At 42.0% G+C, this 14,972-nt stretch carries 14 protein-coding genes and 2 riboswitches; of the genes, 4 read left to right on the top strand and 10 right to left on the bottom strand.

Annotated features, from left to right (window positions below; genetic code table 11):
* Positions 1-62 precede the first annotated feature (62 nt).
* A complete protein-coding gene (locus AC6CIB_RS21345; protein WP_498284126.1) occupies positions 63-320 on the top strand; it encodes a YpbS family protein in 258 nt (85 codons plus the stop codon).
* Positions 321-439: 119 nt separating this feature from the next.
* Here AC6CIB_RS21345 and AC6CIB_RS21340 read toward each other — a convergent pair whose 3' ends face one another.
* Together AC6CIB_RS21340 and AC6CIB_RS21335 are read right to left on the bottom strand one after the other, a co-directional pair.
* Complete coding sequence (locus tag AC6CIB_RS21340) at positions 440-712, bottom strand: DUF2187 family protein (protein WP_498284124.1); 273 nt, start codon at positions 710-712, stop codon at positions 440-442.
* A 924-nt stretch (positions 713-1,636) separates the two neighbouring features.
* Positions 1,637-2,809 carry an MFS transporter gene (locus AC6CIB_RS21335; protein ID WP_498284122.1) on the bottom strand — a complete coding sequence of 391 codons (1,173 nt, stop codon included), beginning with the start codon at positions 2,807-2,809 and terminating at the stop codon, positions 1,637-1,639.
* A gap of 227 nt (positions 2,810-3,036) precedes the next feature.
* Positions 3,037-3,143: riboswitch (SAM riboswitch) on the top strand.
* A gap of 84 nt (positions 3,144-3,227) precedes the next feature.
* Here AC6CIB_RS21335 and AC6CIB_RS21330 point away from each other — a divergent pair.
* Positions 3,228-4,544, top strand: coding sequence for a Na+/H+ antiporter NhaC family protein (locus tag AC6CIB_RS21330; protein WP_498284120.1), 1,317 nt, complete (start codon positions 3,228-3,230; stop codon positions 4,542-4,544).
* Positions 4,545-5,071: 527 nt separating this feature from the next.
* On the opposite strand, the gene AC6CIB_RS21325 is transcribed toward AC6CIB_RS21330, so the two are convergent.
* The 7 genes from AC6CIB_RS21325 to AC6CIB_RS21295 all read right to left on the bottom strand — a co-directional run bounded on the left by AC6CIB_RS21325 (position 5,072) and on the right by AC6CIB_RS21295 (position 12,185).
* On the bottom strand, positions 5,072-5,827 hold the full coding sequence (locus AC6CIB_RS21325) for a (S)-benzoin forming benzil reductase (protein ID WP_498284118.1): 756 nt from the start codon (positions 5,825-5,827) through the stop codon (positions 5,072-5,074).
* Between the two features lie 125 nt (positions 5,828-5,952).
* On the bottom strand, positions 5,953-6,738 hold the full coding sequence (locus AC6CIB_RS21320; RefSeq protein WP_498284116.1) for a divergent polysaccharide deacetylase family protein: 786 nt from the start codon (positions 6,736-6,738) through the stop codon (positions 5,953-5,955).
* A gap of 122 nt (positions 6,739-6,860) precedes the next feature.
* The gene (locus tag AC6CIB_RS21315; RefSeq protein ID WP_498284114.1) at positions 6,861-7,334 is read right to left on the bottom strand and encodes a helix-hairpin-helix domain-containing protein; all 474 of its coding nucleotides are present in this window, start codon (positions 7,332-7,334) and stop codon (positions 6,861-6,863) included.
* A gap of 15 nt (positions 7,335-7,349) precedes the next feature.
* On the bottom strand, positions 7,350-9,329 hold the full coding sequence (locus AC6CIB_RS21310) for an ABC transporter permease subunit (protein WP_498284112.1): 1,980 nt from the start codon (positions 9,327-9,329) through the stop codon (positions 7,350-7,352).
* Between the two features lie 141 nt (positions 9,330-9,470).
* Positions 9,471-10,181, bottom strand: a complete 711-nt coding sequence (locus AC6CIB_RS21305; protein ID WP_498284110.1) for an EAL domain-containing protein — start codon at positions 10,179-10,181, stop codon at positions 9,471-9,473.
* A gap of 58 nt (positions 10,182-10,239) precedes the next feature.
* A riboswitch (cyclic di-GMP riboswitch) is annotated at positions 10,240-10,320 on the bottom strand.
* Positions 10,321-10,419: 99 nt separating this feature from the next.
* Complete coding sequence (locus tag AC6CIB_RS21300; RefSeq protein ID WP_498284108.1) at positions 10,420-11,004, bottom strand: DNA-3-methyladenine glycosylase; 585 nt, start codon at positions 11,002-11,004, stop codon at positions 10,420-10,422.
* Between the two features lie 125 nt (positions 11,005-11,129).
* Positions 11,130-12,185 (bottom strand): DmpA family aminopeptidase, encoded by a 1,056-nt coding sequence (locus tag AC6CIB_RS21295; RefSeq protein WP_498284106.1) that lies wholly within the window; start codon positions 12,183-12,185, stop codon positions 11,130-11,132.
* A gap of 175 nt (positions 12,186-12,360) precedes the next feature.
* On the opposite strand from AC6CIB_RS21295, the gene AC6CIB_RS21290 reads away from it, so the two are divergent.
* The gene (locus tag AC6CIB_RS21290; RefSeq protein WP_498284104.1) at positions 12,361-13,122 is read left to right on the top strand and encodes a CAP domain-containing protein; all 762 of its coding nucleotides are present in this window, start codon (positions 12,361-12,363) and stop codon (positions 13,120-13,122) included.
* A 167-nt stretch (positions 13,123-13,289) separates the two neighbouring features.
* On the top strand, positions 13,290-14,153 hold the full coding sequence (liaG, locus tag AC6CIB_RS21285) for a LiaG family protein (protein ID WP_498284102.1): 864 nt from the start codon (positions 13,290-13,292) through the stop codon (positions 14,151-14,153).
* 38 nt (positions 14,154-14,191) lie between these two features.
* Here the strand turns inward: liaG and AC6CIB_RS21280 are convergent, their stop codons facing one another.
* Positions 14,192-14,923, bottom strand: a complete 732-nt coding sequence (locus tag AC6CIB_RS21280) for a YqcI/YcgG family protein (RefSeq protein WP_498284100.1) — start codon at positions 14,921-14,923, stop codon at positions 14,192-14,194.
* Between the last annotated feature and the right edge of the window lie 49 nt (positions 14,924-14,972).

Here is a 14,972-nt window from a genome sequence, read left to right as displayed (position 1 = left end):
GAGTGCCTGGGAGAAGGCATAATAGAGGATATAATGCGTAATTGATAGAGAGGGATGAAATCATGAGTGTACATAAAGACATTACGAAGCATTCAAGTAAACAAAATCAACTGGTACAACAATTTATGATATTGGATGAGCGTAGAGAAAGAGCAATCGATGAAGCCGTTCAGCTCTGTTTGAATGATCAGCCGTTTTTAACGGATGCCATTAATCAAGTGACGAATGAAATCAATATCCTTGCCCGTCAAGGTGTCGTTCCACAGAGAAAGCTTGTCACAATTGAAATGGTGAAGGAATATGCAGCTAAATTAAATTAATTAGGTTGTAGTTGATTCATTTCATTAACGAGTGTCAGAGTCCACATAAAAAGACCTTGATACGTCTAATCCATATTAATGGTAGGCGTGTCAGGGTCTTTTACTTTGAATTCTGGAATTTAAGCTTTTAATGCGCTATTCCACCCATCATATACAAATACAGGTTGTGTGCCAATTTCTGCCCGTTCTATGACGACATAGTTTTTATGTGACACGACGGTTTGATCGTCCGGTAAATCCAGCTTCTTCGCAACATCCTTGTCCATTTTGACAATGACCGTATTTTCTCTAAGGGTAGTAACCACCCCATTGATTACATGTTTCTTTCTTTTGAATTGAACGGTATCTCCAAGGTTTGCATTATCTTTTGAGTACACAAATGTATTTTCCATTTTAAAATCCCCTTTTCAAAAAATGTAATATGTTTCTTTTCTAGTTTTTATAATTGAAAGAATTTTCTAACAATATTATTCTAACTGGTATTTATATAATTTTCAATGAATACTTATCCTTCTTCTACCACAATTCATGTTTATCAAAACCTTTTAAGAAGACTTTTTTGTTTGCTATTCTTTCTCTCTCATTATATCTATTGGCTACTATTAGAGGCAAATCCTTCCTTTTTTATTTTTTAACAAGAATTTCTTTTCGTAAAGATTATTGTTTTTTAACATATGGTCTGCCTAGGCTCTGTCCATTAGTGTGTGCTTGATGGTGAGGGGAACCGCTCTGCTTGCAGCTAGCGTTCGGCCGAGCCTCCTCAGCTTATCCGAACGGGGTCTCGGCATGCCCGCACTTCCGCAGGAGTCTACGCAGTTCCCCTCACCATCTATAAGAGATTTACGTGACAGAGCTTAAAGGTTTGTAGAAAAAACAATGTAAGTAGAAAACAGAATTTAAAAGAAATCTTTGCTAAAATTTAGTTATTATCATTTATTTCTTTAAAAGAGACATGCTCAAAAAGTTGATTCTCGCTGCAGGTTGCTCGACTCCTGCGGGAATAGCGGGACAGTACGAAAAGCGGAAGGGTTTTGACCAGGGGCGACAAGCATAAGACGAGTTTGTCGGAAAGGCGCTTTTTGCCTTTTTGGCAGAATTGGCTTATGACCTCGAGCCCCTAAGCCCTGTAGCGGGACAGGTGAGACCCCCAGGAGCGCATCGACGAGGAGGCTCACCGCCCGCCCCGCGGAAAGCGAGCACCCTGTAGCGGAAATCAACTACTACTTTCTTCTCTAAGATAGCCACAAACCTTGCGAAAAGAACCTTTAACAAAAAAACGCCTGAAGAGAAATGTTCTCTTCAGGCACCTTGATGTATTAATAAGCGAGTGCATTCTTCTTTTCTTCTTTCATAAGAACGAAGCAAAGGAAAATACCCAATAGGGATAGGACTGCGAAGAATAAGTACACCGTGTAAATGGAGTACGTTTCATAGATAAAGCCGCCCACAAAGGTACTGAACCAATTCCCCAGTCCGTTTCCGATTGCTGAATATACCGTAACGGCTGTTGCTGTAATGTGGGAAGGCGTGATTTCTTTAATGTAGCGCAATCCGGCTGGAATGAACAAGCCAATGGCAAGACCTTGCATGACAGCCGATGAATAGACAAGCCATAGACTTGGTTCTGTAAAGTAAAAGAGCCAGCGGAGCATGGATGCAGCACCTGCCAAGGCAGCGACGGTTAATAAACCGAATTTATCAATCCATCCACCTGCGATCCTCATGAAGGGAACCTCCGATAACACTGCAATCAGGAACGCGAGACCAATTCCCGCATACGTTCCGCCTGAATCTTCAACAAATAATCCGAAATACACATTGTTTGCTAAATTCGGACCGAACACTAAGAATGTGACCGCCAAAAAGATAAGGAACTTTTTCATCGTGAATAATTCCTTCATCCCTGCCTTTAAATCGAGCTTTGCTGTCGCTCTCTCTTTCGGAAACCGGAAGGAAAGAAATCCGGATAGGACTAAACAGATAAAGAAAGAGTAAAAAATGATGGTAGGCCCGATAAATCCTTCTGAAAGTCTTCCCATCATAAAGACTGCTATACCAAAGCCCAAAGAGCCGAACAGACGGATATTTCCATAGTTATACCGGACTTTACTTGTATACTTCAAGCTGATACTATCAGAAACGGGAATGATTGCACTTTGGAAAATGGCAACTAGAATGGCCACGATAAGCAGGCCATAGTAAAAGTCCATAAACAAGTAACCGAGTGCAAAGATCCCTGCTACTAAAGAGGTTAAACCAAGAACCACGGTGGGACGATTGGTCGTGTCACTGACCATTCCCCAAATAGGCTGGAAGAAAATCATCATGATGGGACCTACAGACATGATCGTTCCAATCTGATAACCATTTAACCCCACGCTTTCGCTCAAATACACACTGAGTAAGGGATATAAACTACCAACACCGAAGAACGTTAATAAATAAAATCCTTGTAAGGTGAAAATTTGATTTCGTACAGTTCTTTCCACTACCGTATCCTCCAAGATGTTTTTTGTCTTCCTTATAGTAGACCTTGAACGTTCAATTGTCTATGAGTTTATGCCTTATTATGGATAAAGTCATGCTTTTGTTGTTGGTAAGGGAGGAAATAGGCTGATGTCCGTATCATGCAAACAGAAAAATTTCCCGATTGACTTTTTTGAGTAAACCCTTTAAAGTATGGAAGTATATTTTAAATCAACTAAATACGATATTCTTCTTATCCAGAGAGACGGAGGGACTGGCCCTGCGATGTCTCGGCAGCGGACTCAGGTTTTGAGTGCTGTGCCACATCCAGCAAGCGAAATGCTTGAAAGATAAGAGGAGTGTTTCGTTCTTTTGAAACCTCTTCTTATTCCGGAAGAGGTTTTTGTATTTTAGTAAATTGGACGACTAAGGAGTGTTAGAATGAATCAAGAAAGAGGAAATCTATTGGCGTTACTGCCTTTGATCATATTTGTTTCTCTGTTCCTTGGAGCAGGCATCATTTCAGGAGACTTTTATGCCTTTCCTGTACTAGTATCGATTATCATTGCATCTGTTGTAGGTCTGTTGATGAATCGAAAAGAGACGTTAACGGCTAAGATTGAGCGTTTTGCTAAAGGATCCGGGCATCCTGATATCATGATCATGGTCTTTATCTTCCTGTTGGCGGGAGCGTTTTCCGGAGTAGCTGAAAAGATGGGAGCCGTTGATTCAACTGTAAACTTTGCCCTTTCAGTACTGCCTGGTAACTTGATCATTGTGGGATTATTTATTATTGCTGCTTTCATTTCATTATCAATGGGTACATCCATGGGGACGATCGCAGCACTCGCGCCAATCGGTGTCGGGATTAGTTCAGGGACAGATATTTCTTTGCCCCTTGCCATGGCAACTGTCATTGGAGGAGCGATGTTCGGAGATAACTTATCATTCATTTCAGATACGACCATTGCAGCTGTTCGTACACAGAAAACGGAAATGAAAGATAAATTTAAAGTCAACTTTTTTATTGTATTACCTGCTGCGATCATGACAATGGTGATTCTCCTTGTTCTTACTATGGGGAATCAATCGACTGTCGGAGCAGAAAGCTTTAATTGGATTAAAATTCTGCCTTACCTTGGAGTTATCATCGGTGCTCTTGCAGGATTAAATGTGTTTGTAGTTTTGTTAGGCGGAATTGTTTTAGCTGGAATCATTGGATTCATAGATGGAAGCTTTACTCCAGCCAGTTATTTCGGTAGTGTGGCCGATGGAATGACTGGAATGGCAGAGATTGTGATCCTTTCCGTGCTGATTGGCGGGGTTGTCGAACTCATCCGTCATAACGGTGGGATTCAGGCTTTACTTTATCACGCTACACGTAAAATCAAGTCTCCTCAGGGAGCGCAGCTTGCTACTGCAGGATTAGTGAGTTCTACTAACCTTTGCACAGCAAACAACACGATTTCAATCATTATTGCCGGTCCACTTGCCAAATCGATTAGTGAAAACTATGGGGTAGATGCCCGTAAAACAGCCAGTATCCTTGATATTTTCTCTTGTTCGATTCAAGGGTTAATCCCTTACGGAGCACAGGTCCTGTTAGTGGCTGAAGTAGCAGGCATTTCACCGACCAGCATCATCCCATATGCCTTCTACCCGATCTTGATTGCTGTTTGCGGGCTGATTGCCATTCGATTTGCACTACCGAAATTCACACGTAAATCAGCACCTGAAGCAAACCCGGTTCGATCTTAATAGATAATTTAGAGAGACAAATCCTTTGGGGTTTGTCTCTTTTTTTTTGATAAAGACTGTTTTCGTAAACTTTGTTACTAAGCGAGTAGTGGTTGATTTCCGCTACAGGATGCTCACTTTCCGCGGGGCGGGAGTCGAGCACCTGCAGCGAGAATCAACTTCATAGTCTACCATTTGCTTTTACAAACAATCCCTTAGAAAAAAGACTTGGTAAAATATAGTTATTAAAAATTGTGATTTACGTAAAGCAACATAATAATATACGAAAAGACTATGCGAATTTTTTTTCGTATTTATCCATCCGTAGAATCTTTCAGTGTTGTTTGTTAAAAGTGCTCCACATAATTAACATTTTCCCCTTAATAAACCTCGATTCTGCCCGTCAAACCTCAGTAGTAGGTCCATTTTATTTCTGTTGTGCCACTTTCGAGCTAACTCGTGCCACTTTTGCAGTTTATTGTGCCAAATTGTGAACACCACTAATCATTATTGTTTATCACCACGATTTTTTCATCTGCTTTCTTTTTTTACAACAAATCATTTACATGATAAAGCTTACCACTTTCAATTTCACTTTCTGTTACAAGTCTAACGAGTGCATTTGCCACCGTATCTGTTTCACGAAGCATTCCTTCATCTTTGTAGCGCTGAAAGGATTCGACATCGGCAAAGGCTTCTTTAGAGGAGGAACGGATTTCTCCTTGCATGTCCGTATCCATGACACCTGGGCTGAAGGCAATCACTTGATGTCGGCTATGCTTTTTAGAAAGCTCTAAGCTCACGGTTTCCGTCAGCATGTTCACACCTGCTTTGGTTGCGCAGTACGTACTCCATCCGTGAACAGGACGACTTCCTGCTCCTGAGCTGATATTGATCATGATCATCTTCGAATTAGACCCCCGGGCTGCTTTTATCATCTCATTGGTAACGATCATGGGAGAAAGTAAATTCACATGCACACTTGTTTCAAGAGCTTGATTTTCTACTTCACCGGACGGATTGATTGGTGTCACCACACCGGCATTTTGGACAATATAGACTCTGCCCGGTTGATATCCAAATACTTTTGCTCCCACTTCACGGAAGACCGCTTCTGTTTCTCCTGATAGTGCAAGATCGCATGGAAAGAAGTCATACGATACCTCTTTTTCCCCGGCAAGCTTTTGCAGTCTTTCATTATCTGACCTGGAAACATTGATCAAACCTATGCCTTTTTCGATAAATAGCTTGGCAATCGACTCGCCTAAGCCTCTTGTTGCTCCCGTCACAATAGCATAATCCATATGGAATCATCTCCTTCTTACCTTCTGATTATAAGGGAGAGTCTTCTTATAACAAAAAAATAAGCATTGAATTAACGGAAGATTTACAAAGTGGCGGTTGCCAAATTGAGTGAAAAAGCACACCATCAAGGCATGCTCTCATCAATCAAATGATATTCAGGTATTAAATCTGACAGTGGGACAATGGAAGCTTTTTTCTCATAGAGAGGAAGAAACTCTTCAAGCATTGTGGCAACCTTGATTCCTGTGACCCCGACATGACCTATGGCAATGGTTGAGGTGTCACCATCTAATTCTTTAGAAAGAAGCTTGGCTTGCTTTCCGATATGCTGGATGGTATAGACATCATCAAAGAATAATTCGTTTTCAAGATAGGGAACGTCCAATTCCTTTGCAAGCTTCGGAATGACACTCTTTCCCGTTGTTTTACTATCTAGATAAAATAATCCTTTTTCCTTGCATACCTCTAAAACGATTCTCATGACCCTCTCATTGGCAGTGGCCCTTGAGCCCATATGGTGATTGACTCCTACTGCATAGGGAACCTCTTCGATCGCCTTTTCTACTCTTTTCCGGATTTCGTCATTTGAAAGCGAAGTGGTGATTGCCCCTGGTCCAAGCCAACTTGCTTTCCCGGACATCGGTTCCATGGGCACATGGACGATGACCTCATGCCCCCGCCCATGTGCCTTTTCCGCATCTTCCCTTGTTGTTGGCAGGAATGGCATAACAGCAATCGTCAAGGTGACGGGTAAGTTCAGAATTTCTTCTGTTCCCTTCATATCGTTTCCTAGATCATCAATAACGATCGCGAGTTCATTATGGTGGGCTGGAAGGGGCAGGATGTTTCTTGCAGAAGCTGAAGCATGAAAAAAGAACGGCAATAGTAAACAGATGTATAGGATTCTCATCTTTCATCACTCCTTTCCCTTATCATGTCCATCTTGAGGAGTATATACGAAAGAGGTCCGTCCCCGAAGAGAATGTATATAAATAAAGACAGGAAGCTGATTCCGGCTTCCTGCCTTTGGGTTTATGAGGTCCGTCCCTCATCCCAGGCTTTGGTGGGGCGGTCGCTGGGGTAACCGTGGGTTTGGCGGTAGTTTTTTCTTTGGTTAGTGAAGTCCCACCAGTTTTTGGTGGAAGTTGGGTTGTTTGCGTGGTGGACGACGCACCTGAGAGAGTCTTCTACGCATGGGTCCATCCAGACGCCGTATTTCTTTTCCAATTCTATAATCAGGTCTTCTCCCTTTTCGTTCTTTATGTCTTCGTAAGAATAGAATCCAAGATCTTCAACCACGTTATGCGCCATTTGCGGTCCGATTGACGGGATTCGTTGAAAAATGGACATGCCGACTAAGTAACGGGCTCTATCCAGGGAGATGTTAAGTTTTTCACTTAATACATCGGGAGACCATTCGAAGATGTCTCCCAATTTGATTTTCTCTTTACGAAGCGTTGACCTCTCTTCATCAGACAGTGGTAATTTAGGACTTTTTCTACTCAATCTTTGTTTCCTCCTCTATCCCTTAAAGGTTTGTTGTCGAATAAACTGAAAGTCTTCCACTACTGGATGGTAGGTTTTCTTCTTGACTAGCTTATGTTTATTCTTAATTGGAGTTTTGTTCACCAGTACCCCTACCTTTGTTTGCTGGATTTCCTTCACACCTTGCACAATCAACTGCATGGCAATAATGGCAATCATAAAGGCTGCTAACGGAGCAATGACAATCCAGTACTTTCCGGTCATAAGGGAATCTTTAGTTGAACTGATCAGACCTGACCATTCAAATGTTCCTGATTTTGGAGGGTCGGGTACCAGTCCTTCTGTGATGATCGTTCCACCCAAAAACAGATGAAATAATCCCAGATGCACAAGAATGAGAAGCGTTTGGATAAACTGCTGCCCCCATATAATGAATAATCTTGGTGCCAGATGAGGGAATAGATGCGTCCACAACAGATGCCGATTGCTTCCCCCTAAGAGCTTCGCCGATAGAACAAAATCCTGTTTTCCCAATAACCTCAGTTCATTCCCTATTAAAACCGTCGTTAAGGGCAGCACCAGAATCGTTAACACAACAGCTTCAAAAACGAGTCTTTCAAAGATCGAGTGATCCCAGCCTAACACGGGCAATCCCCAAAGTACCGGTCTTAATAGAAGGTACGCAATGAGACTTAAAGGAAGGAAATGAATGGAATCCACCATACGATCAAGCCAATTTTTCCTGTTTTCTTTTAAATGAAAATGATAGGCAATACCTAGATAGAATCCACCTATCACCCTTAGAGAAGCGACAACCAGTGCAAATAGGAGGGTATACTTTGCCCCCATAATCAGTTGATCGAGGATGCTATACCCGAAGAAATCCGACCCTAATATCATCTCTCCAAATGGCTTATGTGGAGGGGCACTGATGATTCGTCCCTCATCGTTCTTCATAAACTGAATTTGTTTAATCGGCTCTTCTTTCATCATGGGATAAAGGAAACTGGTAACAATCAAGAGAAAGATGACACTAAACCCGATAGCAAACTTCCCATTATGCATATGCTGCCACCAAAGCCGTCTAATAGTAGAAAGCCAGCTCCATATTTCCCATTCATTCCACTTCATTTTATCCTTTTTAAATTTGGTATGATCGACGCTTCCCTCCCGATTAATCCATAGATAAACACCTTGATAAACTACAAAAAAAGGCGTGTATATCATAATCAGTGAGATGGCTATGACCATTGGTCTGAAGTCTTGGATGATATAATACGTGATTCCTCTCATATTGAAAATCGTTTCAATGATGAATAAGCTCGAAAGCATCCCCCATATGATCAGCTTTCCATGATAAAACAGGCTGGGAGAAATATTTTTCAATACGTGAGCAAAGAGGATTCTGCCTTTCGACATGCCTTTACTTTCGGCAAACTCAATATGTGGCTTAAGCATTTCTTCTTCCATGATAAAAAGAAGAATCCGAAAGAAAGAGATCATAGGAATTATCGATAATGTGATGATTGGTGCAAGAAAGATCTTTTCTTCCCCATACTCCGTGAAATTCATCAATTCCACGCCAAAATATTTAATAACATAGACAATGAGAAGCTGGAGCATAAACGCAAACATTAAGTCAGGCACCGTCTCAAAGAGGTTTAATACTTTCTTTAGAGAAGAAGAAACCCATCGGGGCAAGAACATTGTGAAGATGGTAAGGATGAATGCTATTCCCAGGCCTAATCCCAATGCTCCACCGATAATCTGCAAAGAATACAGATAAGGTCCCCAAAGCATGTCCAGAAAATCGACTGTTATCCCTTTATAGGAATAGCTCCAATTTTCACCGTCCAAAAATACAAAAACAAACTTAAAAAACTCTTCCAAGAACCCGACAAAATTGTACAGGCCCCTCTCCTTAAATACTTCAGGAGCAATACTCACGGCTAAAATACCGATCAATCCGAGAATATAATAGAACATAAATTTCAGCGGAAATGTGAGAAGCCTCATACCCTGATCCCCTTTTTTTCTCTTTTTCCTCAAGTTTAATGTAAATTTTAAATATTTTCAATTTTATTTCAATTCGTTCGATACCACTGCAGATATCCAAGAAAAAAGGTGACTCCTACGCTTCAGAGTCACCCTTCCCATTTAAGCTAATAATCGACTCGGCCTCCCCAGATAAAAGCCTTGCCCTATTGTAATCCCAATGTCCTTTGCCACTTGCATATCCTGTTTGGTTTCAATGCCTTCTAACACAATTAACGTATCCTTACCGTAGAATTGATTAAAAAAGGAAAGGAATCGTTGTTTCTTATCGTCTTGAGCCAGATTCAAAGCAAAATAGCGATCCAGCTTAATGATTTCAGGTTCATATTCAATGGATTTCTTGATGGAAGAGGTCCCTTGCCCGAAGTCATCAATCGCATACCAAACACCATATTGCTTAAGTTCTTCGAGAGACTCTTTTAATATTGGGTTCTGCCACAGCTCCTCAGCACTCGACTCATTAATCTCCAGCACGAGACGCCCCTTTATTTCAGGATGTTTCTTCATGAGGTCATAAAAATAGGTATGAAAGCTTGGGTGAAGAATCGTTGTGATATAAATATTAAGAAATAACTTACAATTCTTCAGTCCATTCTCTATAAAGCTTTCAAGAGCTTTTGAAATGGATAAGGTATCAAGCTTATACAAGATATTTGCTTTCATCGCAGACTGAAAAACATTTTCGGGATTTTCATTATACTTGTTTCGTAACAGGCCCTCATATGCATAGAGGGATTGATGCTTGCCCATTTCATATAAAGGCTGAAAATCATGATAAATATAGTCGTTTTGAAAAATAGTAAAGATGTTCATAGGACCCCTATACTCTCTATAGTTTATAAAAAAAACCACACAAAAACGTATTCCTACGTTCGTATGTGGCCGGTTGCGCTACTAGCTCCCCTAAATGTAAGCGCCCATCTATCATTTAGGTTCAAAGCTCCCATTCGAATTGACAGTATATGATTTTTACCTTACAAGAAAAATATACCACAAACATAGTACATATGGGTTATTTTTTAATTGATTATTAGAAAATTCCCAAAAATGATTACCTTGATACATAAGGATTGTCCTTAACCCAGAACCTCCACGGATAATCCTTGGCTTCTCCCGTGTTATCTATCCCAATTCGTTTCCCTTCCGCAATGTCTTCAGGTTGGTACCCTTTTGAAATGATGAGAGGGGGTTCCAGAAAGCTGCCTCCGTAATCTTCCATGGTTATGCCTAACGCTTTTGTCAGCTTTCCTGGACCATTTGTCCAATTTTTTCTCACATGACCCGGTCTTCTTCTTTCTATTAGCCTCAAGCCATCAAGGGGTTCAACCGCTCTAATGAGAATCGCTTCGGGTTTTTCTTTTTCTCCGCTCACTACATTGACCAGGCAGTGAGTATGCATAACATATGTATAGATTCTGCCGGCTTCCTGAAACATGACTTCCGTCCGCTTCGTCCGTCTATTCCCATAGCTGTGAGCTGCCCGATCCGCTGGCCCTAAATACGCTTCCGTTTCCACAATATAACCTGAAGCTGTTCCCTCCTCCGTCTCTTTCACTAACACACATCCCAACAAAGACTTTGCAAGTTCCAAAGTGGGCTGTTGGAAGAACGAAAGAGGCATAGGGGTATATTCCATGACTGTCACTTCCTTCAACTAAATTGTTCGTACGCATATATATGGTATACCCCATTTTCTTGATGGTTAACTAAATTTCCATTTAAAGAAAAAATCCTAGAGAGTAACGAATATAGGTTCAGCTCTTATTTCATCAGTCCATCCATAAGCAAACCTAAAGGTATCGCTTCCACCTTTCGCCCATTCCTGCCCGTTGTGGTTTGCGCTTTACAGAGAGAGTTCCATATGGCTTCTTCTACGCTATCCACTGCCATTTCAAATAGAGTAGAGATGATGAGTCCGTCTTCTTTAATGAAACCGTACGGAATCGTGTTATCATTGGAAGGCTGATGTGGAATGCGGTGTGCAGTAGAAAATGCAAGAACAATATCACCACTCCCATGTGCTCCATACGAACCCGTTCTTGAAAGGCCGAATGAAGCACGTTTAGCAAGTCGTTTAAGCTGCCTTTCATTTAGAGGTGCATCCGTCGCCAGAATGATCATGATTGATCCATCAGGTGTTTTTTGATCCTTCCCTGTGTTAAGGATAGGTACCCTGAGATCCTTCCTTTGACCGAAATTCGTTAATACGAGGGCTCCCACCGTATACTTCTCATCTCCAAAGACATACTCCCTGGAACTTGTTCCTATTCCACCTTTATACCCGAAACAAAGCATTCCCGTTCCCGCTCCAACGCACCCTTCATCCACGGGTCCCGAATGTGCCTGAAAAATGGCATCTTGGGCATCCTCAGGCTTCACATGAAGGCACCGGATATCATTGAGGAAGCCATCATTGCATTCTCCTACAACGACATTTACTGTCCCCGTTGTGTCGCCGATTTCAGGTGTTTCGTCCAGCATATATTGAACAGTCCCTTTTAATACATCCCCAACGGAAAGAGTATTCGTCAAGAGAATAGGACTTTCAATGACACCCAGCTCCTCCATTTGAATCGTCCCGACGGTTTTTCCAAAGCCATTGATTACATGGCAACCCGCGCATACTTTATCACGAAACAGATTGCCATCATGAGGTAAAACCGCCGTTACCCCCGTTCTTACCACGGTACCGTCATGTTCATAGTGAAGGGTTTTATGTCCGACCTTCACTCCCTCAATATCGGTAATGCTGTTATACTTCCCGCTTGAATAGGAGCCGATACTGCCTCCCATTTCCCGTAATCGCTTTCGTTCCATTTATGAAAAACCCCCTTTTTTCTTATCAATACTATTCGGGTCCAAATCACAAAATCCTCTTTAATAGAGAGGCAAACCCTATTTTTAACAGGATAAAGAACACGTAGAGAGTACATATTAATGACTGTTAAATGCCTGCTTATAAAAGGCAATTAAAAATATTGGAGGATCTGACATGAGAAAACGATTTTTTTCCATAACAGCCTGTGCTGTCATCCCGTTTATGCTGATGACTGCCTGTAACAATAACGGTGCAAACGATAACCTGATGGATACACAAAACGTGAATTACGATCCTGTTACTTATGATAACGATGGCAGGGATCGGATGGATGGAATGCAAGGAAACCAAACTCCCCTTCATCGTTTCATGGCTCCGATAGACCCAAATGGGGGCTTACGTGAATTTACCCACTTTGATCGCGGTGAGGAAAATGCGCCCGGTAATGATGAAGCCCGTCAGCCGGATCAGCCTGCACAAGAACCGAATACAGCACAACCGGAACCGCCTGCAGAGGGTCAGCCCAAACAAGATGCACAGGCATCCGATGCAAGTGGATTTGTGAAGCAGGTAGTGGATTTAACCAACCAGGAACGTAAGAAAAATGGACTTAGTGCCCTGAAAATGGATGGAGAGTTAGCGAATGTGGCAGAGATGAAATCAGAGGACATGAAGGAAAATGATTATTTCTCTCATACCTCTCCAACGTATGGGTCACCTTTTGAAATGATGGAGAACTTCGGGGTGAATTACTCCACAGCAGCTGAAAACATTGCCGTTGGACAAAAAACACCTGAATCTGTCGTTAACGCTTGGATGAACAGTCCCGGTCACCGCAAAAATATTTTAAACAAACAAGTCACTCATATTGGCGTGGGAACAGCGAAGGATCCTAGTCAGGGAGTTTATTGGACGCAAATGTTTATCGCAAAATAAATGTTCAGACCGGTCACCTAAGGCCGGTCTTTTCTCTATTACATATCCTGCACGAACTCGGCCTCTGGTCTGATTCAAAAATAATCCTATGGCTCATTGTGATGAACCGGCAGCTGCATTAAAATAAAACTATAAAATGGAAAAACAAACCAAAGCGAGGGATAGTTATGAAAAATGCTTTTGCCGTGATCATTGCACTGCTTGCACTTGGAACGCTATACGTCATCCTGAATGACAATACATCGTTATTTGCTAAAGAAAGTCAGTCAGGGGAACGTATCGCGGTAACGGACAAAATCGATCACATCGATCTTAAAATGGAAGGCAGCGACACAGAAGTCATCCCTACGGATCAGAATGAAGTAAAGGTCGACATTGAAGGAAAAGGAACGCTGACTTTAGCTGAAAAAGGCGATACCATTGAAGTGGCTGTAAAGCATAAATGGTATGAATGGGTAGGATTCAACCGCAAATCAAACGTAACCGTGTACATTCCAAAAGAATATGATCGAAGTATAGAAATCGAGATTGGCTCCGGTAACTTACAATTTGCCGGAGATTCCGAGGCGAATCGAATGAAACTCGATGAGTTATCCGTGGATATGGGTTCCGGAAACATGACGCTTGAAAACCTTGAGACGAATGTATTCGAACATGATGGTTCTTCCGGAGACTTAGTCGTGAATGCTCTCTCCACAAAAGAAGGTAATGTGGATATCAGCTCCGGGGATGTAGAATTGTCGAACTACGAAGGTCCACTTGAAGGGGACTTATCATCTGGTGAATTAACTGTCTCGATGGACACTCTAAAGGGAAACCTGAATTTTGATGTAAGCTCTGGAGGTGTCAACCTGGATCTGCCGGAAGACGCGAGCTTTAAGCTGAACGGAAAAGCAAGCAGCGGAGACATTTCCTGCAATCTTCCACTAAAAAATCAGAAGATAGACGATGGAGACCTTTCAGGTGTGAGAGGGTCTGGTAAATACACCATCAATATTTCCGTTTCCAGTGGGAATGTAGATATATATTAAGAAGAAGAGTGTCAGGCAGTGACCTGACACTCTTCTTCTTATTTATGATGAAAAGGACATTTACCTTCAATCGGCTCCACATCGTCTCCGATAAAGTATTGCTTCCATTCACGGTGTTCAGGGTCCCCATAATGGCTGATATTCGGATGCTTCGGTAAGCCGTCCCACTTCTCGACCCGCTCCCTTACTTTCTCACGGGACATAATGCCACCCTTTGATGTTCCTTCCAACCCTTCAAAGATCCTTCTCGGCTGAAAGCCTAATACCAAGCTATTCCCAAGGTCTCTCGTCTTTCGCTGCTTATAAGCAGGAGCATTCCCAAACACGAAAAACGGCTCCCCGGCAAACGAAAACGCCCACAAATGATGATCCGGATCCTCCGGATAATCCTCTGGCCAAGCCTCCTCATCCTCATCATGAAGAAACTGCAGAATCTTCCAGAAATACTCACGATAATGAGGGACGGACCTCTCCTCATCCTCCGGTTCCACAAACAAAAAGAATCCGTGACGAATCAGCCGCTCTCCTTCTGGTACATCAAACAATTCGATAAACTCTTGAATCGTTTCGGGAAGATGCTTCCAATTATCATGACTTATATACGAATAGCGAAGCTCTCCTTTTTTCTCTCCGGTCATACCGAAGTAACAAGGAAACGTTCGATCTGTTACTACCTCGTGAAAATTCTTATATTCTTCAATAACCCATTCAGGAACAAGATCAGGGTTTTTCATATCTTCTTTGGTCAGCAATAAGCTTTGGGCTGCCATTTCCTCCACCTCACGATTATATAAATGTAATGTATTGATGGTATGGTTT

This window comes from Rossellomorea sp. GQ25, assembly GCF_059758515.1.
The sequence above is the reverse complement of the archived record's forward strand: the minus strand, read 5'-3'. Positions and strand labels throughout refer to the sequence as shown.